The following is a 26,285-nucleotide window of genomic DNA, read 5'->3' as shown; positions in this document are numbered from 1 at the left end:
CGATCACTCCCGCCTGACGCTATGACCCCGGCGTCCATCGATAAACAATGATGCTGGACTGGTTGTAGTTGTCCTTCGTGACCACGTACTCACCGGTCGATCGCAGGTATGACCTCAGGCCGTACATCGAATCAACATTGTTGCCTACGTCCACGCTAGCGGGACTGCTATTGATGAATGTAGTGTCAAAGCTGCCCGTAGTGAGATTGAAGGCGTCGATGTTGGGCACGGTGTTGACGTATCCGACGAACAGGTAATTGCCGGCGGCCGTGAGCGATTTTGGATTCGCGCTGGTGAGGTTGATCACCGGATTCGGCGAGCTCTGGTTTCCCGCAAGCCAGCCGTGATAGACCTCGACCCTTGTTCCTATCGACGTCCAGTCCGTGCTCCCGACTATGCCTTGAGCGAGGATCATGGTGTCGCTCTCCGGCAGGTAGATGATCCGCGTTAATGGCAGGATGGTTCTCGGCGTGGCATACGCAACACCTGCTCCCCAGCTCGGCTTGCCGTTGGCATCGAATCCGGTCAGCGGATAGTAGTAGATGCGATTCGTCCGGTCGGGGCCGGCCCAGACGTTGCCATTGCTGTCGAGACAGAATCCTCCCGTGATCAGCGCAGTGGCATTGAACGCCGCGCCAGGCAGCGAAGCGTCGGGTATGGCGATGTAGCCATTGGCCGCGTTGAAGTGGAAGAAGTAAAAGATCCCTGGATTCTGGCCGGCTGCCACCATGATCCGGTTCGCGCCGACGGTGGCGATTTGCGCGAAGTGCTGGCCGCGCTGGGTGTCATTGATGTTGATACGTGGATCGGACGGATAGTCGATCGGATCGACGGTGTTCGCCACGAACGTTCCGCCCGCGGTGCCCGTGTAGACGTTGAAACCTCCGTAGAAGTTTGCGCCGTCTGTCCCGGGGTCCGGTGCGCCGTTGCCTTCAAAGTTGAGTGCCTGAAGCGTCCATTGCAAGGTGCCCGAGCTGCTGTAGGCGTGGATGTCGGTATTGCCGTTGCGGCCCAGGTCCCAGGTTCCGCCCCACGGGTTGTTGAGGACATACAGGGTGCCCGCGGCGTCCTTTCCAATGCCCGCCACGCGGGTGAAGCGCTTGTCCCCGACCTGGCCTTTGACGCCACTCGTTGTGTCGAGATATCCGCCCTGGATGCCGAACGTGCCGACCTGGGTTGGCGCAGTTGAAACGCCGGCGGTCTGGTAGATCTTGATGTTCATGTCGGGCCCCTCGTCGCCGACCAAAAGCTGTCCAGCCGTTGCGTCGAAATACAGCGCGCTCGGGCGGGACGTGGCCGGCATCTGGATCGTGTTCAAAGCCGCGCCTGCCGGACTGAATTCCACAACCGTGCCGGCGCTCTCTTGCGCGACCCAGACATTGCCGGCGCTGTCCAACGCGAGCGCCCCTGGAGCGGCTACGTTGATATCGCTCTGCCAGACGCCGTCGGTGGTGAAGACCCGGACGCGATTTCCGGGGAAGTCGCTCGCATAAAGGAGAGAGCCTGATGTCGCGAGTCCGGTAATCACGTCACCACGCTTCTGGGTCGTTGTCGCGCTGACGGAAATGGAGAGATCGCGTGTTTTAGTGGTTCGGTTATATCGCCCCACCCAGCCACTGCCATTAGTCCTGTCATATTGCAATGCTGCAAAGATTGAAGTTGCATTGCCCGTAATGGCGCTGCCCTGGAATTCGTTATGAATTCCGATGGAACCCATGTTCTGGCGGTTGCCGTATATGGCGACGCCGCCTTCATTTTCGTCCCACAGTGAAGCCGTATAGATAATTCCCTCGGGCGCGACCCATATGGAACGAGCACCATTACCAACGTAGGTGGAATTCGTTCCATAGGTGTTCGCAATCCAGTCGGTCGTGTATTGCGCCTGACACTCTGGCGCAATGGCCGCGATCAGCACGGCGGCAGCAAAGAAAGCATGAGTGAGTTGTTTTAACATGAATAAGGGTCTCCCAAATGGTCGACTGGCGTGGAGGCAGAATGCACGGCAATAAAATCCCCTTGGCCGGGATTCACACGGGTTTATCGCTTGATTGTGCCGGGCGCGGGCATTAAAGAGCGTTCGCATCGAAAAATGGACGCTTGCGTTGAGCGGCCGAGTTTATTGTTTGCGGTTAATACAGATTTAGAACGCATAAGTCATCTGCCCTTTGCACGTTACGCTTTACAAGGGGTTTATTCTCGCGAAACCGTCTGGTCGCGTTTTTCTACTCGCCGTAAGAAAATACGGCGAGAACTAATCATAAATCTAAAATAGCCGGAAAGTCGTCAATAAAAAATCAAAAATAAATAGCGTGGTGTAACGCAATGTCATCGGCAAGACTAATCAGTGCGCTACGAACGACCGAAATGTAAAACTGACGAATTGACCGATTTGATTTTTCGCCGGAAATATGTTCGCAGACCAACGAATTCAGCGCCAAGCATTCAGATCAACATAGGAGGTTCGAACGACGGAAAATGGAGGCCTAATACCCTGGGCGACTCTTGGAGAGGCGTTGATCTCCGAGCCCGCAAAGGGGTAGGTGGTTTTGTCTTTCACAGGACGGCTTCGGCCGCCCCTTTTTTGCGGTCATGTACGGCCTTTCGGAGTTGTCTTATGTCGCCCTCGCGTGCGTGATGCACACATTGAACCGGCATGCTGTTTACCATCTCCGACATCACACGCAAGCCATCACCCATCTATACCCCTTTGTGGTCGGCTTCCTTGCCCGCCTTGTGCGGTTTTGTTTCCCGTTCGGGTTGCGCGGTCCCCCGCGTGTTCATAGAAAACACAGCAAGTGCCTTGAGAAAAAATCACGTTTTTGAGATGAGAATCCAGCCTACGATACCGGACGTGCCGTGCCTATCAGCCGCATGCTCGGTTCAAGGTGCACGCTGTAATCCCTGTTTTTAAGCCGTAGTCAGTTAATTTTTATTATTCGGACAACGTATAAAAACGACAAAATATGACGTTGTTTTCGAGTTTGCTCCATTTCATTCGGCTCCGAAATTCGTTACCGTTCTGCGTGGAAATCTTGTTATCTAGCAGGAGGGGACTTGGATCAAAAAGTAGTTTACAAGCATTGGCACTATCGCCTCGATATGCCACAAACTCGCAGCGCCGACTTGGCCGACATCATTGAATTCGAGGGCGAGCGGGCTATCGGCGAATCTTCCCGTTATGTCATTCGTTTCACGCATCCGCAGGCGGACTTGTCGCACATCGACTACCTGAACCGGCCCGCGACGCTCGTGATTCAGACGCCGTTCAATCTGCTCACGATGGCCGCGCCCGAGCCCGAACGACGAGTGCAGGGAGTGCTCACGTTCTTCAGCCATCTCGGCAGCAATCGCGATGAAAGCACCTATGAGGTTGTGCTGGAGTCTCGCCTGTCGTTGCTGTGTAACGTGCCGAAGTGCCGGTTCTTCCTTAGCCAGAGTTTTCCGGAAATCATCGGGCAGATCCTGGGCGAACACGAATTCGACAGGATACGGGCCAGCTTCGAGTTCAACCTCTATCGAACGTATCGCAAACGTGATTTCGTGATGCAGTGGAATGAGGACGACCTGAGCTTCATCACGCGGCTATGCCGCCGCTCCGGCATCTGGTTCGTCTGCGAGGAAGGCGAGCATTGCGAGAACGTGCGGTTTGGGGATGACTTCACGCACTATCGCCGGGACCTTCGCCTGGAGGTGCCTTATCGCGAGTACAGCGGCCTGGAAAGCTCGGGCGCCGAGTCGGTCAATTCGCTCAAAATGACCGCGACCACTCTGCCGGCGAGCTATAAGGTGCGCACGTTCAGCACCGAGAATCGGCTCTCCGAACCGATTGAAGCGGTCAGTGCGATCAGGGAAGATCGCACCACCTATGGCGAGGCGTATACGTGGGGCACGCCGGACCTGAACCAGAGTGACGCGGAGGAAGAAGCGTTGCTGCGGCAGGAAGCGGCTTTAGCCGCGCAAGTGGTGTATGAAGGCACTTGCACCGTACTGGACCTTGCGCCGGGTTGCATTCTAAAGCTCTCGAATCGGGAACTGCCCGACGCCAAGTATGGGATGCTTGCTGTTCGGGTGAAATGCAGCGCATCGCGGAAGAGCCCCTATCACGCCGAATTCACCGCGATTCCGTCCACCCTGCAACTCCAGTTCCCCCGGCAGTATCGGCTGCCTCTGCTTGAATCCACGTGGCCCAGGATCGAAGGGGTCATCACCGGCACGATCGCGTCACCCGGTAACTACAAAGCTCCGTATCTGAATGAGCAGGGCTGCTATATCGTGAACGTCCATGCGGATCAGGACAAGCGTACGCCAGGGCTGCAAAGCTGCCCGATGCGACTCGCGAAGCCATTCGCGGGTGCGGGCCAGACCGGTTTCCATTTCGGTCTGGTTGAGGGGACCATCGTGACCGTGGGCTTTCTGTGGGGTTGCCCGGACCTTCCGTTCATCAGCCAGGTGCTGCATACCGCACAGCATACCGACCCGGTTACTTCAACCTACCCCTGGGGCACGCGCAACACGCTGCACACCCGCTCCAACAACACCCTCCAGATGGAGGACGGTCATGGCCGTGAGCACATCAAGCTCGCGACCGAGCATAGCAAGAGCCAGCTGAACCTCGGGCATAGCGTGGACCGTAGCCAGAACGAGCGCGGCCACGGTGCGGAGCTACGCACCGATACGCAGGCGATTGTCCGGGGCGGCGCGGGTGCGATGGTGACGGCCTACAACCGTCAGGGCGCTCGCGGACATCAACTCGACATGCAGGAGACCATCGCGCAGCTCAAGGACATGCTGGCGCTTGCCCAGACACTGGCACAGTCCGCTGAAGCCTCCAAGGCATCGCCAGCCGATACCGGCGCGCAGAAAGCGATCAACGACGCCCTGGACCAGCTGAAGCAGCCTGGTGCGCTGGTTACTGCACCGGGGCCGGTCGGTGTGGTGTCGGGCGATGGCGTGCAGCTCGCCGCCGATGGGTCGATCATCGCGACGGCGAAGAAGGGCGTGCACTTCAGCACGCTCAAGCGCTTCACCGTGGCGGCGCGCGAGTTCGTGTCGGTGTTCTCGCAGAAGGGCATGAGCTTGATCGCAGCGGCGGGTCCGGTTGCCGTGCAGGCGCAGCGCGGGTCAATGCAACTCGCGTCGCAGGAGGATATGACGGTCGAGACGGTGGAGGGTGTGGTGCACGTGAAATCTCCGAAGGAGATCGTGCTGAACGTGGGCGGTTCGTATTTGCGCTTGACACCGGATGCTATCGAAGCGGGCACGCGGGGAGGCGTCCTGTTCAGGACAAACGGGTTGAAGAAGGTGGGTCCCGCGCAGATGGACCTGAGCGGCGCGGCGTTCGCGCCGAAGTTCGTACCGTTCACGACGGATTGCGAGGTGTGGCGTAAGAATGCGAATTTCGTTCAGCAGCTCGCGCCCGCACTGGCACCGGCTCCCGTGGTAAATACGGGGGCGGTAGTGCCTGCACCCTCTCCTGCGGCTGGTGGGGGAAAGATGAGCGATTTCTCGCCGTTCGATGGACAGCCGTCGAATGTGGATTCGAAGGTGCCGAGGGCCAAGGTGACGTTGAACAGCCCTGACGATAAGACGCAAAGTTACGTTGCGCCCGATCCCATCAAGTTGGCAAACGCGGTTCCCTGTGATTGGAAAATTTCGGACGTGAAGGCAGATGTAACGGAGCATATTGAATCCACATCGTATTGGGGCATGCTGAACGACCGGACCAATTGGATAGATCCGGTAACCAAAGGTCAATATAGGGGTGGTGGCTCACGGGATTCGACGTTCGAATTTGCATACAGCGAACAGGGCAAGGCGATTACTTGCACAGTTCGCGCCATGCTGATTCCGATGGACCTGTTTCCCGTCGATCTAAAAGGCGTTCGTGATACAACGGTGTCTGCTGACGAGGCGTCGGTTCCATACGAGTTTTCCGCTCATTCGAGTATGACGCCAGGAATGGTGAGACAGGGTGTAAAAATGGACCACCGCGATGCGGTCGGGTCAAATTTTGATGTCAGGGCGTTAATCAGCCGTATCGAGGCGGTACTGAATCAGGGCAGCTACAAGCTGATCCTGGACGGTTGCTCAAAGGGTGCGGCATGCGGATGCCGGGTGAAGGTCAATTTCAAGGTTGACCTTCGCGTGTCGATCAAGGGATCGCCGATTGCCGGATTCAACCCGCACGTAACGCTGAAGCTGTTTCCGCTCGTGCTTCGGGCGGACACAGGGTCTTGGGGAGAGAGGCATAAATATCAAGATAATCAAAAAATCCTCGACTATCCAGATGCAAATGTGGAAGCCCATGAATGCGGCCATTATTTCAACTTCCCTGATGAATACTATAACCAGGGCGGTTGGCTTCACGAATCATATATCAAGAACGAGCAGATCGATTTTTCACTGGTCGATGCAAAAGCAGGAACCCTGTTCTGGCAAGGACATTCAACGAATACTGCGTCCGATTCCAAAGGCTGGGGTTACGGTGGCAATGTGATGGGTGACGGTGCTAATGGGCCACTGCAGCCGGGCCGTAGTACAGCCAGCATCAAGCCTTATTACCTTGAATATGTGCGACGCCAGTTTTCGCTCGCGACAAATAAATTGTGGAGGGTCGGCTATGACGCGTAGCCTATGGGTCAAATTTTCGGGTCGAGCGGCCCTGCTGTGCTTCGCACTTGGAAACAATGTTCATGCTGATGAGGCTGTGAACCAGGAGAATCAGACGATGAAATTTAGCTTCACGACAAATGGGGCAGCGGATGGCAGCATCAATAAATACGGGAACAATTCAGTATCGGTTTCCGGGGATGTTCTGCAGGTTCAGATTGGTGATTCAGCTAACAATCGGAATATAAGCGGAGTTGGAATATATAAGCTAAGGCTAGCAAACCAGAACCTGGAATCCGCAAAGCAACTTGCAGAGTTGTTGTGCTCTCCAAAGGACCCCAAAAGCGACGTGACGCTTCCCGATCTTTACATCGCGGAGTGCGGCGGAGAGATGCGAAGCAGCTACGTGAGGGATTTTAATCGTGATGTTGTAGTAAAGATTGCTGACCTCGTGGACACACTTACAAATTCAGGTGTTCAGGAAGGGCGAAAGCTTGTGAAACTTGATGTTTCACTCATTTCAATTGATCGTGCCAAGGACGGATTTCTGGTGGCCGTCAGATTCACGAATAGTGGCGACTACCCGATCAACTTCAAGACGCCGGATAGGTGGGACACCAGAATGGGCAGGGATAGCCTGGGTGTCAGTGATACGAAGAGCGGAATGGGAGCAAAGTTCGGCCTTGGGCTTGTCGGTCAGACTCTGGTCGATCCTGCACAGTTTCCTGATGGCGAGGTTAATCTTGCCCCCCACAGCGCTACGGTCGTGAAGATGAAAACGAACAAAATCGATAAGTTTTCCGCTGGGACTTACGATTTATATGCGGGTGCATTCATGAGCATGAAGGTGACCGGAATTCAGTCCAGTCTGCTCTATGTTGATTTTCATTCAGACTACAAGAATCCCACCCGTATCACGTTCGACCACGATTACCCTTCAACGCCCGAAGAGCGCGAGCAGTGGGAAGCGCAACACCGCGCAGACATGTCGTACTGGCCGGTGAATCCCGGTGCGACGTTCGCCGAGGACGGCCTGTATCGAGCCGTGCGCACAAGCGGCGGCTATCGCGGCCTGAACTTGAAGCCCCTCAAAGCGGGCGACGTTGCGACCACCGAAAACGTGCGCATGCCCATGGAGTCTGCCGTTGACATTAACCTTGACGGCCCGGTCCAGTGGGTATGGGAAGCGAGCGCACCAACACCCGTCAAGCAGTGGTCACTCGACGTCATCGACGGCACTCAGCAATTCTGCAAACCCGGCACTGAGTGCCCTCGTAGCGGACGCTGGGTCGCGCGCATCGGCACCAGTCCAGGTTACGCGTCTTCGGACTACCGGTATGACCTATCACGCGTAGTCGCCCTGCGTCGGGGACAGCAGATGCCGCCGGTTCAGGGGCAAGGTAACGCCGATTGGGAATGGATAGGAGCCTGACATGACGGAGCGTGCGTGCATTCTTCGTCTTGATCGGACCACCGTAGGCGGGAGCGTGCTTGACGCCATTGAGAATACGGGCGTCGGTGAGCGCGGTATGAGCTACATCGGCGCGCGTGTGCAGTGTCCCGTGTGCGGCACCGTAGGGTGCATTGAGGCAAGCGGGTTGCGCGACGAAGCGAACGCCATCGACGGCAAACTGCCCGCACTGGAAAACGATCTTTGCCGCTGCAGGTGTACACCGCCGCCCCGGCTGATCGCCTCGCAGCGCGACTGGACTTACGAAGGTTGAGGGTGAGATACGCTGATGAGTTTTCAATGGAACCCGCAGTTTTCGTCCGAACAGGAGGCGGTGGAACCGCTGCCCGTCTGGTTCTTTCTCCTGCTGTATATGATTGTCCAGTGCTTCGCGCTTGCTTTGGTTGTGCCTGGCCTGCCGAAGGGTTCCATCGACTGGGACAGGTTCATCCATGACGCAGTTGCCATTCCGTTTTTCTGCTGGATAGCACTCGCCTGCTTGATGTATCTGGTGACCTATGACATCTGGGCGACGCACGCCGCAGCCCATAACAAGGAGCGCTGGATAGAGATCACCCGCTGGCAGCAGCAAAGCCGTACAGGCGTGGCGGTGCTCGACAGCGTGATGCTCACGCCTGAGCCGGACCTTGCCGAGCGCATGCTGAAACTTGAAGGCAGCCCGCCCGAGAACCCCGGCAAGGTGATGGCGCTGGGAAACATCGAGGCAGGGGATGACGCAACACGTCTGCACGGGCTGCTGGAAGCGCTGCTGACGCCGCTGGCAACAAGGCTTGCGCAGGCCGCCAAGACCGGGTCCTTCGACATTGTGATGCAGTGCGATAGCGCGGAACTATCCAGCGAGGTTTTGGCGATGTGGAGCAAGCTTGAGCTACCGGGCAAGCCTGTTGTGCGGTGGCTGGATAACAGCAGGGATGTTGGGTTTGCGGATACGTGGTTCGAGGCAGATGCCGCACGCCACGGCTGGTATGCGGAGGACAGGACCCCAAAGTACCGCCTCGTGCTCGCATGGCACCTGCACAAGGGCGGCCCGGACGCTGTGCAAACGGAATCGGAAGCGGCGGTGGCGTTGCTGCTGGGTTCGCCCGCACTGATGTACGAGCAGCCGGAGCTGAAGCGCCAAGCGTGGCTGCTGCGCCAGATTACCGGGGAGGCTGACCAGGTGGACACATTGCTTGCCTTGCTGCTCCAGGCCGAACAGGTGCCGACCGGGCGTATCCATCACTTCTGGCACAGCCGGCTCAAGGGGCTTGCACAACACGCGACCCTGGGGGCGGTAAGGGAGACAGACCTGAAGGCGGAAGAACATCCGATCGATCCGGCGATAGGTCCGCAGGCACCCGTGGTGCGATGGATGCTTCAGGCACTGGCCGCGAAGATGGCGCATTTCGGCCAGGGGGCACAGTTCGTCGCGCTGCCTCATGAGCAGGGCATCGCGTTGAATGTGGTGGCGAAAGAACCGGCGCGCGTCGCGGTGCCGTGGAAGAAGGAATATGACTACAACTCGATGCTGGCTCCTGAATTCGGCGTGTGCGCGTCAGTATGGATGGTCACCATGCTGCTTCCGCCGAAGGGCTGGAGCACGTCTGACACTGTTATCACATGCATCATTGCGGCGGTGATGGTGGCGCTATTTCTTCTGCGTAATCTGCGGCTAGTGGCGTCGGCAGCGGAATCGATAGCGGACTATGTGATGGGCTGGATTGGATGATTAAAGGGAGCTATATGCCGAAATACATACGCCATTTTGCCCAGCTTGAGTCGCGCGTGCAGTCGCGTGAAAGGTGGCGCAAGGTCTACATGAAAACCCATGTCACGAAGTGGCTGCTGCTGAGTAACGCGTGTGCGGTTCTGCTCACGCTCATCGCCTTGCGGGGCTGGTGGGAGAGGGAACCGGTCTGGTGGTATCCGGTGACCGTGGTGGTGTTTGTGTGGCTCTATCTTGCAGGAGCTATAGCTCTGTCAAAAATCCGCATTTGGCGTTCCTATGTCTCAACCATCATGTACATGGAGGCGCTTGAAGATGGCCTGTGCAAGGACAGACTGTTCACCTGGGAGGGACGCGCCCGCTGGTACAGGGAACACGGTTCGCCCTGGCGGCTGCAAGCCTTGTCGTAATCCATGCGAGTGCACGAGGGCGCGCAAGATTGGCCGATGCTCTGAAGCTGGGCGGACAAAAACCACAGCCTGTATTTTGTTCACCCCCTGCTGACAAAATCTCGGACTTACGCCCCTCCCCGCCCCACCAAACCCTACCCGCCTCACATCAAGACGCCGCTGACGCCCGCAACGCAAACCGCTTCAGCTTGCCCGTCTCGGTGCGAGGCAAGGCATCGATAAATTCAATCGCGCGCGGATACTTGTACGGTGCGATCTGTTCCTTCACGAAGGTTTGTAGCTGGACCACCAGCGCGTCGCTCGCGACAAATCCCGCACTCAGAACAACGAACGCCTTGGCAATTTGCCCGCGCTCATCGTCGGCCACGCTGACCACCCCGCACTCCGCAACCGCTTCATGCAGCAGCAGCGCGCTTTCAACTTCCGGGCCGGAAATGTTATAGCCGGCCGAGATGATCATGTCGTCAGCACGGGACTGATAAAAGACGTAACCATCGGCATCGATACAAACCGAATCGCCCGGAAGGTTCCATCCGTCACGGACAAAACTACGCTGGCGCGGATCGCTCAGATAGCGGCACCCTGTCGGCCCTTTGACCGCGAGCATGCCGATCTCGCCAAAGGGAACGCTCTGCATGTTGTCGTCCACGGCCTGCACCACGTAGCCCGGCACCGCGCGCCCGATCGCCCGGTCGCGCGCCTGTCCTTCGGCGCTCGACACAAAGATGTGGATCATTTCGGTGCTGCCAATGCCATCGATCATTTGCAAACCCGTGGCCTGCCGCCAGAGCTTGCGTGTGGCATCCGGCAACGCTTCGCCGGCCGAGACGCTCTTTCCAAGACTCGATAAATCGAAGCGCGAAGCAATGCCCGCCATTTGCCGATAGAACGTCGGCGCCGTGAACATGATGGTGGCGCGAAAACGCTCGACCACTTGCAGCAGCGTCTCCGGCGTCAACTTCTCGATCAATACCGTCGATGCCCCCGCACGCAACGGAAAACACAGCAAGCCGCCCAGCCCGAAGGTGAACGCTAGCGGAGGCGTGCCGCAGAATATATCGTCGGCGGTGGGCTTGAGGATGTGGCGCGGAAACAGGTCGCACATTGCAACTACGTCGCGATGAAAATGCATGCAACCCTTCGGCATTCCTGTCGTGCCGCTGGTGAATGCGATCAGGCAGACGTCGTCGGCAGCGGTGTCCACCGCCGTGTATTCGGCAGGCTGAAGCAAGGCGATCGTATCGACGGAATCGGGACCATCGTCATGAAAGAGCCTTGTTTGCAGCAGGCTTTCGCAAAAGTATGCGCTGGCGGGGTCGCCGCATTGCGCCAGTTCATCGATCAATCGCGCGTCGCATAGCGCCGCCGACACTTGAGCCTTGTCGATGATCTGCTTCAGTTCTTTTGCCCGCAAAAGCGGCATGGTCGGCACCACCACGAGACCCGCCTTCAAGGACGCGAGCCATGCGATTGCCATGTGCAACGTGTTCGGCCCACGCAGCAAGATGCGGTTGCCCGGCACCAGTCCCATCACCCCGGTCAGCACATGTGCTACCTGGTTCACTCGCGTACGCAATTCGCTGTACGTGGTCGCATGCGGCGCACCATCGACGTCGGACCAGATCGCGGGTTTTGCACCCTGCCCGCGCCCCTGATGGTCATCGATTGTCCGGTCGAGCAATTCCACCGCGCAATTCAGGCGCGCGGGATAGGAGACGTCGGGGTTGTCGAGCAGAAACTGCGGCCACTCGCCGGGCGGCGGCAGGTTGTCGCGGGAAAACGTATCGACGTGAGCCGAAGGTTCCATGGTGAGCTCCGGGAGCAACGAAAATAAGCAACGGGATGAACGACAGGTGTCAATCCGGAATAATGGCGGTGGCTTCGATCTCCACCTTGGCTTCGTCTTCAATGAGCGCGACCACCTGCACGGCGCTCATTGCAATGTCGTAGTTGCCGATCAGTTCCCGAAACGCGCCGCCCACGTCCCTCAGTGCGGCGACGTACTCACGCTTGTCGGTCACGTACCAGGTCAAGCGCACGAGATGCTCCGGACGCCCTCCTGCAGCATCGAGCACGGCGACGATGTTCGACAGAGCCTGACGCGCTTGCGCCGCGAAGTCGCTGCTATGGAAGTGGCCTTGCGCGTCCCAGCCAATCTGTCCTGCTATGAAAACCTGCGTGCCGCGCGCGGCGACACCGTTCGCGTATCCGCGTGGCTTGACCCAGCCAGCCGGGAGTAATGCATTTTTCACGATAGAGTCTCCTTTAGTTGTGCAAGCGCCGCGCGATTAAAGCGCGTCAGCGCCACGCGGATGTCATCGGGAATCTCGATCGACACCCCGGATTCGAGCGAGGTTGTCACGAGCACCTGCCGTGCGAGAAAGCGCGTTTCGCCCTGCGACTGCGCGTCAATCACGATGCCAACCGAACGAGCGCCTATACGTTCCAGCGTCAGCGACAACACGAGCGTGTCGCCCATCTGGCTCGGCTTTGAAAATGTGCAATCGAGCTTCACGATCGGCAAGCCGACGCGACGCTTGCCGATCATCGCGGCGTAGTCGATACCGAGTGCTTCGTTGAACCAGTCCTCTACCAGCGCGTTGGTCATCACGAGATACTGCGGAAAAAATACGATACCCGCGGGATCACAATGCGAAAAACGAATGCGTACCGGCCGTTCAAAACGGGGCGATGATTCCATCATGCGTTCCTCGCGGCGTGAGCCTTGAGCAGATCGCGCCCGACAATCAACTGCTGCACTTCGGTCGCGCCTTCATAGATGCGCAGTGCACGAATCTCGCGATACAGTTGCTCGACCACTGCACCGCTTTGCACGCCGCTGCCGCCCCACAATTGCACGGCGGCATCAATCACTTGCTGAGCGCCCTCGCTCGCATGCCACTTCGCCAATGCAGCTTCACGCGTGACCGACTTGCCCTGATCGCGTAACCAGGCGGCTCGATAAACAAGCAACGCGGAGCTGTCGATGGTGAGCGCCATTTGCGCGAGTTTGGCTTGCGTCAGTTGGAAGTCGCCCAGCGTCTGCCCGAACATCTTGCGTGACGCAGCACGCTCGATCCCTTCGCTCATCGCTCGCCGCGCAAAGCCAAGCGATGCCGCTGCGACCGACGTTCGAAAGATATCGAGCGTACGCATGGCAAGCTTGAAACCTTCGCCACGATTTCCCAGTAAAGCAGTACGTGGCACGGGTGCGTTTTCGAAAGAAAGGCGCGCCAGCGGATGCGGCGCGATCACATCGAGCCGTTCGGCAATGCGCAATCCCGGCGTGTCCGCATCGACGATAAACGCGCTGATGCCACGCGCCCCCGCCGCCTCGCCGGTACGGGCGAACACCACGTAAAAGTCCGCGATGCCGCCGTTCGAGATCCAGGTCTTCTCGCCATTGAGTACATAAGCATCGCCATCTTCGCGCGCGCTGAGCGCGAGTGCCGCGACGTCCGAGCCTGCATCGGGTTCGGTCAGCGCAAACGCCGCGATGGCCTCGCCGCTCGCCACACGCGGCAGATAACGCTGCTTTTGCGCTTCGTTGCCGCCAAGTGAAATTGCGCCCGATCCGAGTCCCTGCATCGCAAGCGCGAAGTCGGCAAGACCGCTGTGGCGGGCAAGCGTTTCGCGCAGCAGGCAAACGGCGCGCGTATCGATGGTGTCGCCGTGCCCGCCATAAGCCGTGCCGCCTATGCCATAGCGCAACCATCCGGCCGCGCCGAGTTCACGTACAAGACGGCGACAGATTGAATCGACGTTCGCATGGGTCGCATGCGTATCGCCCAGGTGTTCTGCTGCCCACGCGTCGATACGCACACCGAGTTCGCGATGCCGCTCTTCGAAGAACGGCCATGCGAGGGCATCGTGGAAAGCATCGGAAGTTGTTTGAGGATGGGCCAACTCAATCTCCCTCGAACACGGGCCGCGTCTTCGCGGCGAATGCGCGATACGCGCGGCCGAAATCATTGGTCGCCATGCAGATCGCCTGCGCCTGCGCTTCGGATTCAATGGCTTCGTCTATGCTCATGCTCCACTCCTGATGGAGCATCTTCTTTGTGATGCCATGGGCGAAGGTTGGCCCTGACGCGAGATCAGAGGCAAGCGATTGCGCTTCGCGCAGGACATCGTCAGGCTCGCACAGGCGGTTATAGAAGCCCCACGCGAAACCTTCGTCGCCACTGGCGGAGCGTCCGGTAAAAAGCAGTTCGGCCGCCCTTCCCTGACCAATGATGCGCGGCAGGATCGCGCATGCGCCCATGTCGCAACCTGCCAGTCCAACACGGGTGAAGAGAAACGCGAGCTTGCTTCGCACGGTGCCTAGCCTCATATCCGACGCCATCGCCAGGATCGCTCCGGCGCCGGCGCAGATGCCATCGACGGCTGCAACAATCGGCTGCGGGCAATGGCGCATCGCCTTGACGAGGTCTCCCGTCATGCGCGTGAACATGAGCAACTCCGGCATGGGCAAGTCGACGAGCGGCGCGATGATGTCGTGCACGTCGCCACCGGAACAGAAGTTGCCGGCGGCGCCGTGGATCACGATGCTTTTTACATCGGTGGCATACGCGAGCTGGCGAAATAGGTCGCGCAACTCCGCATACGATTCGAACGTCAGCGGATTCTTGCGCTCGGGCCGGTCAAGGGTGATCGTGCCAACGCCCTGCTCCACCATCCATCCAAAGTGCTTCGCGCGATAGTCGCCAAGGGTCGTGCGGTTGCCGGCAAAAAGCGCGGTGGTGTTGTCGTTCATCGACTGTCTCCGTATCTATTCCGTACGCTCGCGCAAGTGCTGCTTCAACTTGCCCAGTTTCTGATGCATGCGCGCCTTGTCAGCCAGCGGTAATCCGCCGAACAATTCGACGACCCATTGTTCATGCGCACGCGCCATGCGATCGAACGACTCGCGGCCATGCGCGGTGAGGCGCACGGCAAACGAACGGCGGTCGTTGGGATCGGTATCGCGCACGACAAAACCTTCCTTCTCCAACTGGTCCGTGAGACCCGTCACGTTGCCTCCGGTGACCATCAGGCGTCGCGACAGCTCGTTCATCTTCAGGCCTTCGGGATGGCGCTCGAGTTGCGCCATCAGGTCGAAGCGCGGCAGCGTGGTGTCGAATTCGGCGCGCAGGCGCTTTCGCAACTCGGCCTGCACCATGTTGGTCGTGGTGAGCATGCGCAGCCACAAGCGCAGTCCCATGTGACTGTCGACGCCCGTGCTCATCTCAAGGTCGACGACGTTGCCGGCGGCCTTGGCTTTCTCGGGCGCGGTAGTTTTAACCGTGCGGGCAGCGGGCTTGTTCACATTACTTCTCCACCTGAAATAGAAATGGTCTGGCCGGTGATCGATCGCGACTCCGGCAAGCACAGCCATAACGCGGAACTGGCGACCTCATCCGGTGTCACGAAGCGACGTTGCGGATTCGATCGCAGCAGTGCTTCGCGTGCCTCTTCCTCGCTGCGTCCGGTCTGTGCGACGATCTTTTCGATCGACTGATCAAGCAGACCGGTTTCGGTATAACCGGGACACACGGCGTTGACGGTGACGCCACGCGTGGCGACTTCCAACGCGAGCGAACGCGTCATGCCGATCACGCCATGCTTCGCTGCGCAATACGCGGCCACGTAGGCGTAACCTACTTGTCCCGCCGTGCTCGCAACGTTGACAATGCGCCCGCTGCGGCGCTCGACCATTGCTGGCAACACCTCTTGCGTGCAGAGGAACACGCCCGTCAGATTCACGTCGAGCATCCGTTTCCACAGCGCCAGATCGGTCTTCGCAAACGGCGCGGCTTCGGCCTGCCCCGCGTTATTGACGAGGATGTCGATGAACCCGTTCTCTCGCGCAGCAGCAAACGCAGCAGCGACAGAATCGGCGGATGTAACGTCGACGCTCTGCACATGCACGGTTCCGGTTTCGCTCAGGATATCGGCCTGATACGCGAGCCGCGCGGCATCGCGGCCCATCAACGTGACCTGAGCGCCCACCGTCACCAGCGCATGCGCGATGGCGGCACCAATACCGCTGCCGCCACCAGTGACCACTGCGTGCTGGCCTTCGAGCGGATAAGTGCTCGTGTTCATGCCTCGCCCTCCGCACGCTGCGCGCGCTCACGTTCATAGCCTCGCTCGAGCTGTGACTTCGCGGCGAAGTATTGCTTCGGCCAGGTGATATCGGCATAGCCAATCTTCGCGGCTTGATCGAGCGTCCACGACGGATTCGCAAGATGCGGACGCGCTACAGCGCACAGGTCGGCACGCCCCGCTGCAATGATGCTGTTCACGTGGTCCGCTTCCGAGATCGCGCCGACCGCGATGGTCGCAATGCCCGCTTCATTGCGTACCCGATCCGAGAAAGGCGTCTGGAACATGCGGCCATAAACCGGCTTCTCTTCCTTGCTCACCTGTCCCGACGATACGTCGATCATGTCCGCACCGGCTTGCTTGAACGCACGCGCGATCAGCACGGCGTCGTCGGGCGTGATGCCGCCGTCAACCCAATCGTGCGCCGAGATGCGCACGGAAATAGGCTTGTCCTTGGGCCACACCGCGCGGATTGCGGTGAACACTTCGATCGGAAAACGCAGACGGTTGGCGGACGAACCGCCGTATTCATCGTCGCGTTGATTCGTGAGCGGCGAGAGAAAACCGGACAGCAGGTAACCATGCGCGCAATGCAGTTCGAGCCAATCGAAACCGGCGTCCGCGGCAAGCTCGGTCGAACGTACAAACTGCGCCTTGATCTCGAGGAGATCGTCCGTTGTTGCTGCGCGCGACCATTGACTGATGCCTTTCAAGTACTGCTGCCGCGACGCGGATACGATCGGCCAGTTGCCCTCTTCAAGCGGCTTGTCTATTCCTTCCCAACTTACCCGCGTCGATGCCTTCGGGCCCGCATGACCCAACTGGATGCCAATCTTTGCGTCGCTCTGACGATGCACGAAGTCGACAATGCGTCGCCACGCGTCACGTTGCGTGGTGTTGTAGAGACCCGGGCAACCGGGCGTGATGCGGCCTTCGGGGGAGACACAGGTCATCTCCGTCATCACGAGTGCAGCACCGCCCACGGCGCGGGCGCCGAGATGCATCAGGTGGTAGTCACCCGCGACGCCATCGACAGCCGAGTACTGGGCCATGGGAGACACCACCACGCGGTTCTTCAGCGTCACGCCTCGCACGGTGAATGGGGTGAACATCGGCGGGACGGAACGCTTGCTGCTGTCTATATCAAGTCCCGAACGCTGCGCGATCCAGTTTTCAAATTCGGCGAGATACGCGGCGTCGCGTGAACGGAGGTTTTCATGGGAGATACGTTGCGAGCGCGTGAGCAACGAATACGCGAATTGCTCAGGCTCGAAAGACGCGTAACGGTCCACGTTTTCGAACCACTCGGTGGAGTTGCGGGCGGCGTTCTGGATGCGCAGGACATCGACACTGCGTACTTGCGTGTAGTGATCGAGCGCGGCCTGCAGATCGCCCGGATGCGCCGCGATGCTGTTCGTCAGTTCGATCGCATCTTCAAGCGCGAGCTTGGTGCCGGAGCCAATCGAGAAGTGCGCCGTGTGCGCGGCATCGCCCATCAGGACGACAGGCGTCACGCTGCCATCGCTATTCGCGCGGTTATGCACCCACGTTTCGTTCACGATGCGCGGGAAGCGGATCCATTGCGAGGAGCCGCGTAAATGCTGTGCGTTCGACTTGAGCGCGTGGCCGTCGAGATACTTGGCGAAGAGCCGCTCGCAAAATGCGATGCCGTCCTCCTTGCTCATTTCATCCAGACCGACTGCACGCCAGACCCGCTCAGGCGCCTCTACGATAAACGTGGACATGTGGTCGTCGAAGCGATACGCATGCGCCTGGAACCAGCCGAATTCGGTCTTCTCGAACGCGAAGGTGAAGGCGTCGAAGAGCTTGTCCGTGCCGAGCCAGACGAAGCGGCAATCGCGCAGGTCGATGTCAGGCTTGTAGGTGGCTGAGTACTTGGTGCGCACGACGCTGTTGGCGCCATCGCAAGCGATGATGAGGTCGGCGTCGTAGGTTTCGTCGCTTGTGACCTGTGTTTCGAACACCAGCTTCACGCCGAGCGCTTCGGCTCGCTCCTGGAGGATATTCAACAGGCGCTTGCGGCCAATGCCGCAGAAACCGTGTCCGGACGAACGCTGCGTGCGGCCGTTGATGTGGATGTCGATGTCGTCCCAGTGATTGAACGCATCGAGAATGGCCGCCGCACTCGCCTCGTCCGCACGACGCAGGTTGCCGAGCGTCTGGTCGGAGAAAACCACGCCCCAGCCGAAGGTGTCATAGGGACGATTTCGCTCCACCACCGTCACGTCGTGAGCGGGATTCTGCTTCTTCATCAGCAAGCCAAAGTACAGACCCGCGGGACCACCACCAATACAAACGATGCGCATAGTGCGCTCCAGGCTGAAGAGTCAGTTTTAATTTAGGCCTCGATAGTTTAGGTGTCAAGTAAATTTATAAAAAAACCGATCGTGCGGCGGAAGACTTTGAGGCTCGGACGCAACTTTGCTCCGGCCTGCCGCGACGACCTTGAGTACGACGAACCCGTTGCGCCGCTTATAAGGGCGAAAGATCGCCCCCCAAAAAGCGTGAGCGGGTTCTCTATGGACCGCTTGCCACGCGCAGCGCCGAGGCCCGCGACGATCATGTGCTTTCAGAACTTGGTGGTAATGCCCAGAATGACAGCGACCTGACTGGGCGTACTCGAACTCGACTCGAGGTCACCGATCGAACCGGCCGCAGACACAATACCGGTGCCGGCTGCGTTAAAGGTCGTGCCTCGTGCATGCGAGTACGCGCTGATAGCGTACAGCGTGGTGCGCTTCGACAAGAAGTATTCAGTGCTGGCAGCAATCGTATGATAAGTGGCCGATGACGCACCGGTTGATCTCGTATAGACATACCCCGCATTGAGTGCGAGTGCCGGCGTAACCAGGTACTGGAGCGACGTCCCGCCAGTATTGAAAGTTTCCGTCCGATTGAACGCCGCTAGTTTGATATAAGGTTTCCATTGCGCGTTGCTGTAACGAATGTTGGCGGTAAAGGGCCCTATTACGTACTGCGCCGCAACGTGGGCAATCTGGCGCGAGCCGACGAATGAGACGCTGCCAAACAGTGGCGTGACCGAATTGTTATGGGTCAGGTCGGCCGTCCCCACCCCGGCCGCTCCGTCATTCTTCGCAAAGATATAACCTGCCGCGACGCTTAATGGTCCGCGCGTGTACGCTGCGGCACCGGAAATCGTGTCTTGCGACGAGATGCTGCCCGCTACGCCCCCCAGCGCATACATCAATTCGTATTGCAAACCGCCATATATCGGACTCGTGTACTTGATCGAATTGTCGATCCGGAACGTGTTGTCGTTGTTGTCTGCATCGCCCGGTGTGGTGAACGCCGGACCGTATGCGTCAGCCGTGATAGGTTGCACCAGGTCGACCGTGGGGTCCAGTTGACGACCCATGGTTATCGTGCCGAGGGACTTCGACGCGAGCCCAACCCATGCGTTCTTGCCGAACTCACGACCACCCTGGCGCAGCGTGCCGGTGTTGATATCGAAGCCATTCTCCAGGTTGAAGATTGCCGAGTACCCCCCTCCCAGATCCTCTTTACCCTTGATCCCCCATTGGTTAGCCGTCAGGTCCGCGCCTTGCATGGCGAACAGTGAATGGCCACCCACATTGTTGTAATAAGCAAACGCGTTATCTATTTCGCCGTAAAGCGTAACGCTGTTTTGAGCGTAACTAGTCGAAACTCCGCTCAACGCGGCCAAGGCAAGACTGGGAATCACGAGGCGTCGCATGGTATCTCCGTCAATATTGATAAGTTTCTATCGATTTAATTTTTATTAGTACACCTACTATTTCAGCCGACTCTGCCACGAGCTGTTTGCTCTTCGGTTCCTTTGCTTCGCCTATACCACGCATCCGCTTAACAACCGTCCTGTTGCTTGCACTGTAAACGCTAAGCTGCTAACTGTCGACAATATACATAAGCAACTGGGTATGCAAGTAGGTTTAGCCCGGGAATCACCCGCTTCCGTTGTTAACTGCGCATCAATCGCGCGGTTTTTAGGCGACCGCAGAAAAAACAATCGAAATACTTACTTAGAATTTATGGACAATGCCGAGCATCACCGCCACCTGAGTCGATATCCCAGCGGCCGGCGCAAGGTCGGCGACCGCGCCTCCGGCGGGCACGAGCGTTGAGCCATCGGTAGAAAACGAGGTACCGCTCGCGTGCGTATAGCCCACGGTTGCGTAAAAGTTCGTTCGTTTGGATAGCCCGTACTGGGCCGTGGCCGCCGCCGAGTTATAGGTGGCGGAAGCATTCCCACTTGATCGCGTATACGTGTAGCCGGCCGCAAGCAATAGCGCGGGCGTTGCCTGCCAGCCTAGCGATGCCGCTCCGATATTGAACGTCTCAGTGCGATTGAATGCCCCGAAATCGTGATACGGCTTGAACTGGGCGTTGCTGTATCGGGCGTTGGCGGTGAAGTCGCCTAGTACGTATTGCACCCCTGCCTGCACGATCTGGCGCGAGCCCACAAAGGCAGTCCCGCCACTCAATGGCGTCACCGAATTATCGGCGATCGGATCGGACGAGCCTGCCCCGCCGCTGCTATCGTTTTTTGCGAAGAAGTAGCCGCCAGCAGCACTGAAGCCGCCGTTGGTAAAAGAGACCGCGGCTGAATAGGTCTGACCCGATGTCGCGCTGCCAGGCACGCCACCGAACCCGTAGAGCAACTCATACTGGAAGCCCGCATAGCTTGGGCTGAGATATTTCACCGCGTTGTTGACCCACAGCGAGTTATCGTTGTTGTCCGCGTCGCCTGGCGTTGAAAACGCCGACCCATAGCCGTCTGCGGTGATGGGCTGCACAAGGTCGACGGTCGGATCGTCTTGACGTCCGACGGTTAGCGTACCCAACGTCTCGCTCGACAAGCCCACATAAGCTTGTCGCCCGAATTCGCGGCCGTTCTGGTCCAGTGTGCCGTTGTTGATCACGAAGCCATTTTCGAGCGCAAAAACCGCCTTCATGCCGCCGCCCAAGTCTTCTCCGCCTTTGAGCCCCCACTTGTTATCTTCCTGCCCCCCGCCCTGCATCTGGATCACTGAGTGAGCGCCTACGTTGTTGTAATAGGCCACCGCGTCGTCCAGCGTGCCATAGAGGGTGACGCTGCTTTGCGCCCAGGCGTTCGATCCCGTTAACATAAGGATCACTAAACTTATAGATAGTCGATACGTATTCATCGTTGTTCCCACGATCAATCGGGTAAATTCAGCACGAGCCGCCCCCTGGCGGCGCAAAGATCCGCACTCGCGGCCAATTCATTCAAATATCAATCAGGCAGTGTCAGTGCCGATGTTCAGCGAGGTGTTGTTCCGCCAGACGCTGCTCCGCAATGCGGGCTTCGGCCAGTTGCAGGTCCTTGACCGGACGACGCTTGCTCCAGATCGAAGCCCCGATCATGATGGCAGCGCACAGCAGGAGGCCCGCCGCAATCGGGCTACGGACAAAGACGGTTGGGTCACCATTGGAGATCGTAAGCGCCTGCCTGAACGACTGCTCGAGCGTGTGCCCGAGAATCAGCCCGAACAGCAGCGGCGCTTTGGGCACATCAAGCTTGCGGAACAGGAAACCTACCACGCCGAAGCCAAGCGCGAGGTACAGGTCGAAGACATCGTTGTTGAATGAATAGACTCCCGCCGAAGCAATGCCGAGGATCAGGCACAGCAGGATACCGGGCGGCACATACAGGATCTTGGAGAGAATGCCCACGAGTGGCAGGTTCAGCACCAGCAGCATGATGTTGCCAATGTACATGCTTGCGATCAGCCCCCAGACAAGATCCGGCTGCGTGTGGAACAGCATGGGCCCGGGCTGGATCCCGTACATGATGAACGCGCCCATGATCACGGCCGTCGCCCCGGAGCCCGGTACGCCCAGGGCAAGCAAATGCACAAACGCGCCGCAGGTATCGGCATTGGTGGCGGCTTCCGGGGCAGCGATACCCTCCACTGCGCCGTGCCCGAATTCCTCGGGATGCTTGGAGATCTTCTTTTCCAGCACGTACGACAGCATCGCCGCCAGCGTACCACCCAGGCCTGGCGCCGCCCCACACACGAAACCCACCGCCGTGCCGCGGAAGATTGCTGGACGGGCGCGCTTCCATTCTTTCTTGGTGAACCACAGCTTGCCCTCCACCTTCACCGAATGCAGCGTTCCACCGAGCGTGCCTTCCACCATCCGGCTGACCTCGGCGATCGCGAACAGCCCGACGACAACCACGAGAAAGCTCACCCGGTCCTGGAGTTGCGCAAGGCCCATGGTGAAACGCGGCACGCCGCTCTGCAGGTCGATGCCAATGGTCGCGAGTCCCAGCCCCATGAACACCGCCATCATGCCCTTCGCAATCGAATTGCCATTGAGCGCGCCGACGGTCGAGAGAGCGAAGAAGATAAGCGCGAAGTATTCGGTCGGGCCGAAGTGCAGCGCCACCGCAGCGAGCGGGACAGCGACGAACGAGAGACACGTCACACCGATCATGCCTGCAATGAACGAGCTCACGCCGGCAATGGCGAGCGCGGCCGCAGCACGACCTTTGCGCGCCATCGGATAGCCGTCGAGCACGGTCATCACGGCCGCGGCATCGCCCGGGGTATTAAGGAGAATCGCGGTCACCGCACCGCCGTACATACAGCCGTAATAGATCCCGGTCAACATCATCAGTGCAGTGATCGGGTCCATGCCAAACGTGACGGGAATCAGCAGCGCAATGCCCGCCGACGGACCGATGCCCGGCAAGTGGCTGATCATCGTGCCGATAAAAACGCCGATGAGCGTATAGAGAAGGTGGGTCGGCTGGATGGCGACAGCCAGTCCATGCAAGATCCCGTACAGGCTTTCCATGTTGGCGCTCCCGCGTCAGATCGATAACAGGCCGGCGGGCATGGGGACACCCAGCACCAGGGAAAACAGCAAGTCGAAAACAAGCGTAAAACCAAGTGCGACCGCTATATTCGTTTTGTGGCGGTTTCGGTTGAAATACGTCAGCAGGCCGAGCAGAAATACAGTCGTGGCAATCAGATAGCCAACGCGATCGAAGCAAACGTAATAAAGCGCCGTCCAGGCCACCATGCCGAGCAGGACCAGCGGCGAGTGCTTGATACTTTTGCCTGGATTGGTCCCCGGCTCATCGGCCGCGGGCGGCGTCTCGGCGAGCGGATTGATCCGCAGCTTGTGCCGCCGCTCGAGCAGCAGCAACAATGCGGATACTATTAAGCCCACGCCGACGAGCGCGGGAAAAGCCTTGGGTCCGAGTGGGTCGCTCAGACGCACTTCCGGCAGGCGCATGTCCATGTACAGATATACGGCGGCGAGCACGATCACGCCGATGGCAAGCTGCGCGTCACCCTTTAAGCTTTTCACGTCTCCTCCTTATATTTCCATGCTCCGGCGCGCCCGATGCACAGGCGTCGCCGGTCCGGCGCTGGCGCGGCAATATTCCGCGCTCTATTTCTCGTTGTAGCGTCCGGGCTTTACGACTTCGGCAATCGTGCCGTCCGGGGCGCGGAATTTAAGCGCCCCTTCGCCTTTGGCCGAGAGGATCGTGCCGCCGTATTGCTTGATCTTCTCGGCCGCCAGTTCCTGGTCGTCCACAGTCACACCCCAGTGATGCAGACGCGGCCCCTCTCCGGCAATCGTGGCCTCATGCGAATCCTCGCTGTCGTACTGCATCAGGGTGAAGTCGATGTGACCGTCGGTCATATGCCGCGAGATATGCTCCCGGTTGCGGCCGGTTTTAACCTCAGTGAAACCGAATACTTCCGTATAAAACCTGGTTGCCTCTTCGAGATCGTTGACCTTGACGGCGAGATGGACGATGCGTGACATATGGTTCTCCATGTCGTTGGTTGCTACGGTGGAAAAGTCAGGGGATGTGAATGCTGATGAATATTTCCGTTATGCGATTACTTTGCGAGACCGAGGTCAGTGAGAAGCGACGTCAGCCGCTTCTGCTCTCCGCTCAAAAAAACTTTGGTGTCGGTGCTGTTCTTATAATCAGCAGTCCAGAGATTGCGCTTGACCGCCGCGCTCCATTCTGTGGATGAGGTTGCTTTCTTCAGTACGTTGTCCCACCAGGCGATCTCCTCCGGCGTCATATTCTTCGGTCCGACGAGCACCCGCCACGTGCTGAAATCCACGTTCACACCCTGTTCCTTCCAGGTTGGCACATTGGCCAGGTCACCCTGCTGCCTTGATCCCGAAGGAATTCCGATCATCCTGATACGACCCGCCTGACTCGGTCCAAGCACGACCCCCGCGGGTGTTGCGCTCGCGGTGACGTGGCCGCCCATCAGCGAGGTGATCGCTTCGCCGCCTGAATCGAAGAACACTATTTTCAGCTTCTTCGGGTCCTGCCCCGCCGCCTTCAGCACCAGGGCGGCAGCGTCGTGGCTCTGCCCACCCGGCGAACTGGACACCGCCATGCTGACCGCCGAAGGATCCTTTTTCAGCATCTCTACAAGATCCTTGCCCGTCTTGATCGGCCCTGATGCCGCGACCGAAAAGACGACCGGTTCGGTCACGAAGACGGCCAGCGGCGTCACGTCGTCTACGCCTACTGTGCTGATGCCGGTGATGCGGTTCGTGATGAGCGGCAGTGCTTGCACGCTGACGTAATGGCCGTCTCCAGGGTGAGAGTTGATGTACGCAATGCCAACCGTACCGCCTCCGCCCGGACGGTTGATGACGGTGACAGGCTTGCTTGAAAGCTTGTCCTGCTGAATGACGCTTTGCAGCGTGCGTCCTACGAGATCCAGCCCTCCGCCAGGCGCGCTCGGCACCACGATCTCAACGGGACGATGAGGCTGCCATGCGTCGGCGGCGCGCGCAGCTATCGAGTTGAACGCGAGAACCGCTACACATGACAACAGCGCCGTGCTGTACCGATTGAAGCGGGTACTACCGGTCTTGCCCATTACATCGTCTCCTGATTGTTTTTTGATCACCGTTTTGCAGCTCAAAAATTGAAGCCATCAAACGTGGTTGCAGCAAAGAGCTCCTCGAGAGGCACCTCCTGACCGATGAGCCCGTCGGTTCTTGCATAGCGCTGCAGTGCGGCCAGTTCGGGGCGGTTGGCGTCGACTCCATAGCGCCAGTAGTCATCGCCCATCAGCGCCTTGACCCGGTCCACCTCCGCGTTGATCCACGGATGCGTAATGCGCAGTGTGTCGGTGATGGTCAGTTCGGCCATGGCGGTTTCCTTCGCTTTCACGAAAGCCGCGAATACGTTCACTGGCAACCAGGGGTGCCTCTCCACCAGCGAACGGCGGATGCCAATGGTATGCATGGGCGGAAACAGACCCGTCTTGGTGAAATAAGCTTCCTCCGCCTCGCGGAAATGCGGGAACAGGCGCCGGACGTTCGGATTGCGGCCAAAGCAGGAAGGCGCCCTGGGCGCGATGATCGCGTCAATATCGCCGGCATCGAGCAGTTTTGACAGTGTCGCGCCCGAATCGATCGGCACGATGCTGATGTCCGGCGGCAAGTCGAGCGGCATGCGCACTTCGCGTCCCGTTTGCTCAAGCCCGCCAGTCAACCAATGCACATCGCGTGTGCGCACGCCGTGTTCGTCGTCGAGAAAACCGCGCACCCATACCCCTGCGGTCTGCTGGAAATCCGGCACGCCGATCTTGCGTCCGCGCAGCGCTTGCGCCGAATCGATCCCGCGATCGGCGCGCACATAGATGGCTGAATGACGAAATGACCGCGACACAAAAGCCGGCACGCCGATATAGCGGCTCTGCCCACGTGCTGTGGTGAGCAGGTGCGTGCCGAGCGAGAGCTCCGAGATGTCAAACTCCTCGTGACGAAACGCTCGCTGAAACAGCTCCTCCGCGGGACCGTGAACAAAGTTGATCCGACATCCCCCGATGCTTATCCTGCCGTCGATCAATGCCCGGGTTCGATCAGTAATTTGGCATGCTAACGAAATCTCAAGCATGATATTGGCAAACCTCTTTGACAGCGTCTTGTAGCGGCGCCCAAATCAGCATCTCCGGGC

General features: G+C 58.8%; 21 protein-coding genes. 5 read left to right on the top strand and 16 right to left on the bottom strand.

Going from position 1 to position 26,285, the window contains the following annotated elements:
- Positions 1-19 precede the first annotated feature (19 nt).
- A complete protein-coding gene (locus ACSOSP_RS26925) occupies positions 20-1,954 on the bottom strand; it encodes an SMP-30/gluconolactonase/LRE family protein (RefSeq protein ID WP_455311458.1) in 1,935 nt (644 codons plus the stop codon).
- A gap of 1,100 nt (positions 1,955-3,054) precedes the next feature.
- Here ACSOSP_RS26925 and ACSOSP_RS26920 point away from each other — a divergent pair.
- The 5 genes from ACSOSP_RS26920 to ACSOSP_RS26900 all read left to right on the top strand — a co-directional run bounded on the left by ACSOSP_RS26920 (position 3,055) and on the right by ACSOSP_RS26900 (position 10,195).
- A complete protein-coding gene (locus tag ACSOSP_RS26920; protein ID WP_455311457.1) occupies positions 3,055-6,630 on the top strand; it encodes a type VI secretion system Vgr family protein in 3,576 nt (1,191 codons plus the stop codon).
- 97 nt (positions 6,631-6,727) lie between these two features.
- On the top strand, positions 6,728-8,041 hold the full coding sequence (locus ACSOSP_RS26915) for a hypothetical protein (protein WP_455311456.1): 1,314 nt from the start codon (positions 6,728-6,730) through the stop codon (positions 8,039-8,041).
- 1 nt (position 8,042) lies between these two features.
- The gene (locus ACSOSP_RS26910; protein ID WP_455311455.1) at positions 8,043-8,333 is read left to right on the top strand and encodes a PAAR domain-containing protein; all 291 of its coding nucleotides are present in this window, start codon (positions 8,043-8,045) and stop codon (positions 8,331-8,333) included.
- Positions 8,334-8,348: 15 nt separating this feature from the next.
- On the top strand, positions 8,349-9,788 hold the full coding sequence (locus tag ACSOSP_RS26905) for a hypothetical protein (protein ID WP_455311454.1): 1,440 nt from the start codon (positions 8,349-8,351) through the stop codon (positions 9,786-9,788).
- A gap of 14 nt (positions 9,789-9,802) precedes the next feature.
- Positions 9,803-10,195 (top strand): hypothetical protein, encoded by a 393-nt coding sequence (locus tag ACSOSP_RS26900; protein ID WP_455311453.1) that lies wholly within the window; start codon positions 9,803-9,805, stop codon positions 10,193-10,195.
- Positions 10,196-10,343: 148 nt separating this feature from the next.
- Here ACSOSP_RS26900 and ACSOSP_RS26895 read toward each other — a convergent pair whose 3' ends face one another.
- From ACSOSP_RS26895 to ACSOSP_RS26825, 15 genes are all read right to left on the bottom strand, one after another.
- Positions 10,344-12,002, bottom strand: coding sequence for an AMP-binding protein (locus tag ACSOSP_RS26895; RefSeq protein WP_455311452.1), 1,659 nt, complete (start codon positions 12,000-12,002; stop codon positions 10,344-10,346).
- Positions 12,003-12,051: 49 nt separating this feature from the next.
- Positions 12,052-12,447, bottom strand: a complete 396-nt coding sequence (locus tag ACSOSP_RS26890) for a RidA family protein (RefSeq protein WP_455311451.1) — start codon at positions 12,445-12,447, stop codon at positions 12,052-12,054.
- Positions 12,444-12,899 (bottom strand): acyl-CoA thioesterase, encoded by a 456-nt coding sequence (locus tag ACSOSP_RS26885; protein ID WP_455311449.1) that lies wholly within the window; start codon positions 12,897-12,899, stop codon positions 12,444-12,446. The genes ACSOSP_RS26890 and ACSOSP_RS26885 overlap by 4 nt, the downstream gene beginning before the upstream one ends.
- On the bottom strand, positions 12,896-14,101 hold the full coding sequence (locus tag ACSOSP_RS26880) for an acyl-CoA dehydrogenase family protein (RefSeq protein ID WP_455311448.1): 1,206 nt from the start codon (positions 14,099-14,101) through the stop codon (positions 12,896-12,898). Before ACSOSP_RS26880 ends, ACSOSP_RS26885 begins: the two co-directional genes overlap by 4 nt.
- 1 nt (position 14,102) lies before the next feature.
- Complete coding sequence (locus ACSOSP_RS26875) at positions 14,103-14,951, bottom strand: enoyl-CoA hydratase family protein (RefSeq protein WP_455311447.1); 849 nt, start codon at positions 14,949-14,951, stop codon at positions 14,103-14,105.
- 15 nt (positions 14,952-14,966) lie between these two features.
- Positions 14,967-15,572 (bottom strand): MarR family winged helix-turn-helix transcriptional regulator, encoded by a 606-nt coding sequence (locus ACSOSP_RS26870; RefSeq protein WP_455311446.1) that lies wholly within the window; start codon positions 15,570-15,572, stop codon positions 14,967-14,969.
- Positions 15,500-16,282, bottom strand: a complete 783-nt coding sequence (locus tag ACSOSP_RS26865; protein WP_455311444.1) for an SDR family NAD(P)-dependent oxidoreductase — start codon at positions 16,280-16,282, stop codon at positions 15,500-15,502. Before ACSOSP_RS26865 ends, ACSOSP_RS26870 begins: the two co-directional genes overlap by 73 nt.
- Positions 16,279-18,609: a bifunctional salicylyl-CoA 5-hydroxylase/oxidoreductase gene (locus ACSOSP_RS26860; protein WP_455311443.1), complete on the bottom strand. Its 2,331-nt coding sequence runs from the start codon at positions 18,607-18,609 to the stop codon at positions 16,279-16,281. Before ACSOSP_RS26860 ends, ACSOSP_RS26865 begins: the two co-directional genes overlap by 4 nt.
- A 263-nt stretch (positions 18,610-18,872) precedes the next feature.
- Positions 18,873-20,018 (bottom strand): porin, encoded by a 1,146-nt coding sequence (locus tag ACSOSP_RS26855; protein WP_455311442.1) that lies wholly within the window; start codon positions 20,016-20,018, stop codon positions 18,873-18,875.
- A 304-nt stretch (positions 20,019-20,322) separates the two neighbouring features.
- On the bottom strand, positions 20,323-21,468 hold the full coding sequence (locus ACSOSP_RS26850; RefSeq protein WP_455311441.1) for a porin: 1,146 nt from the start codon (positions 21,466-21,468) through the stop codon (positions 20,323-20,325).
- 103 nt (positions 21,469-21,571) lie between these two features.
- Positions 21,572-23,128, bottom strand: a complete 1,557-nt coding sequence (locus ACSOSP_RS26845) for a tripartite tricarboxylate transporter permease (protein WP_455311440.1) — start codon at positions 23,126-23,128, stop codon at positions 21,572-21,574.
- Between the two features lie 15 nt (positions 23,129-23,143).
- Positions 23,144-23,647 (bottom strand): tripartite tricarboxylate transporter TctB family protein, encoded by a 504-nt coding sequence (locus ACSOSP_RS26840; protein WP_455311439.1) that lies wholly within the window; start codon positions 23,645-23,647, stop codon positions 23,144-23,146.
- A gap of 84 nt (positions 23,648-23,731) precedes the next feature.
- The gene (locus ACSOSP_RS26835) at positions 23,732-24,112 is read right to left on the bottom strand and encodes a VOC family protein (RefSeq protein ID WP_455311438.1); all 381 of its coding nucleotides are present in this window, start codon (positions 24,110-24,112) and stop codon (positions 23,732-23,734) included.
- A 77-nt stretch (positions 24,113-24,189) separates the two neighbouring features.
- Positions 24,190-25,200 (bottom strand): tripartite tricarboxylate transporter substrate binding protein, encoded by a 1,011-nt coding sequence (locus ACSOSP_RS26830; protein WP_455311437.1) that lies wholly within the window; start codon positions 25,198-25,200, stop codon positions 24,190-24,192.
- Between the two features lie 41 nt (positions 25,201-25,241).
- Positions 25,242-26,177, bottom strand: coding sequence for an ABC transporter substrate-binding protein (locus tag ACSOSP_RS26825; protein ID WP_455311436.1), 936 nt, complete (start codon positions 26,175-26,177; stop codon positions 25,242-25,244).
- Positions 26,178-26,285: the final 108 nt, after the last annotated feature.

Source organism: Caballeronia sp. KNU42 (assembly GCF_053760385.1).
Note: the sequence above shows the minus strand (reverse complement) of the source record. Positions and strands in the feature narration are given on the sequence as shown.

What these genes read in the sequence shown, in the direction of transcription:
- ACSOSP_RS26925 (WP_455311458.1), bottom strand. Translation starts at nt 1,954, where the DNA reads ATGTTAAAACAACTCACTCATGCTTTCTTTGCTGCCGCCGTGCTGATC.
- ACSOSP_RS26915 (WP_455311456.1), top strand. Translation starts at nt 6,728, where the DNA reads ATGAAATTTAGCTTCACGACAAATGGGGCAGCGGATGGCAGCATCAAT.
- ACSOSP_RS26910 (WP_455311455.1), top strand. Translation starts at nt 8,043, where the DNA reads ATGACGGAGCGTGCGTGCATTCTTCGTCTTGATCGGACCACCGTAGGC.
- ACSOSP_RS26905 (WP_455311454.1), top strand. Translation starts at nt 8,349, where the DNA reads ATGAGTTTTCAATGGAACCCGCAGTTTTCGTCCGAACAGGAGGCGGTG.
- ACSOSP_RS26900 (WP_455311453.1), top strand. Translation starts at nt 9,803, where the DNA reads ATGCCGAAATACATACGCCATTTTGCCCAGCTTGAGTCGCGCGTGCAG.
- ACSOSP_RS26895 (WP_455311452.1), bottom strand. Translation starts at nt 12,002, where the DNA reads ATGGAACCTTCGGCTCACGTCGATACGTTTTCCCGCGACAACCTGCCG.
- ACSOSP_RS26885 (WP_455311449.1), bottom strand. Translation starts at nt 12,899, where the DNA reads ATGATGGAATCATCGCCCCGTTTTGAACGGCCGGTACGCATTCGTTTT.
- ACSOSP_RS26875 (WP_455311447.1), bottom strand. Translation starts at nt 14,951, where the DNA reads ATGAACGACAACACCACCGCGCTTTTTGCCGGCAACCGCACGACCCTT.
- ACSOSP_RS26870 (WP_455311446.1), bottom strand. Translation starts at nt 15,572, where the DNA reads ATGGCTGTGCTTGCCGGAGTCGCGATCGATCACCGGCCAGACCATTTC.
- ACSOSP_RS26865 (WP_455311444.1), bottom strand. Translation starts at nt 16,282, where the DNA reads ATGAACACGAGCACTTATCCGCTCGAAGGCCAGCACGCAGTGGTCACT.
- ACSOSP_RS26860 (WP_455311443.1), bottom strand. Translation starts at nt 18,609, where the DNA reads ATGCGCATCGTTTGTATTGGTGGTGGTCCCGCGGGTCTGTACTTTGGC.
- ACSOSP_RS26855 (WP_455311442.1), bottom strand. Translation starts at nt 20,018, where the DNA reads ATGCGACGCCTCGTGATTCCCAGTCTTGCCTTGGCCGCGTTGAGCGGA.
- ACSOSP_RS26850 (WP_455311441.1), bottom strand. Translation starts at nt 21,468, where the DNA reads ATGAATACGTATCGACTATCTATAAGTTTAGTGATCCTTATGTTAACG.
- ACSOSP_RS26845 (WP_455311440.1), bottom strand. Translation starts at nt 23,128, where the DNA reads ATGGAAAGCCTGTACGGGATCTTGCATGGACTGGCTGTCGCCATCCAG.
- ACSOSP_RS26835 (WP_455311438.1), bottom strand. Translation starts at nt 24,112, where the DNA reads ATGTCACGCATCGTCCATCTCGCCGTCAAGGTCAACGATCTCGAAGAG.
- ACSOSP_RS26830 (WP_455311437.1), bottom strand. Translation starts at nt 25,200, where the DNA reads ATGGGCAAGACCGGTAGTACCCGCTTCAATCGGTACAGCACGGCGCTG.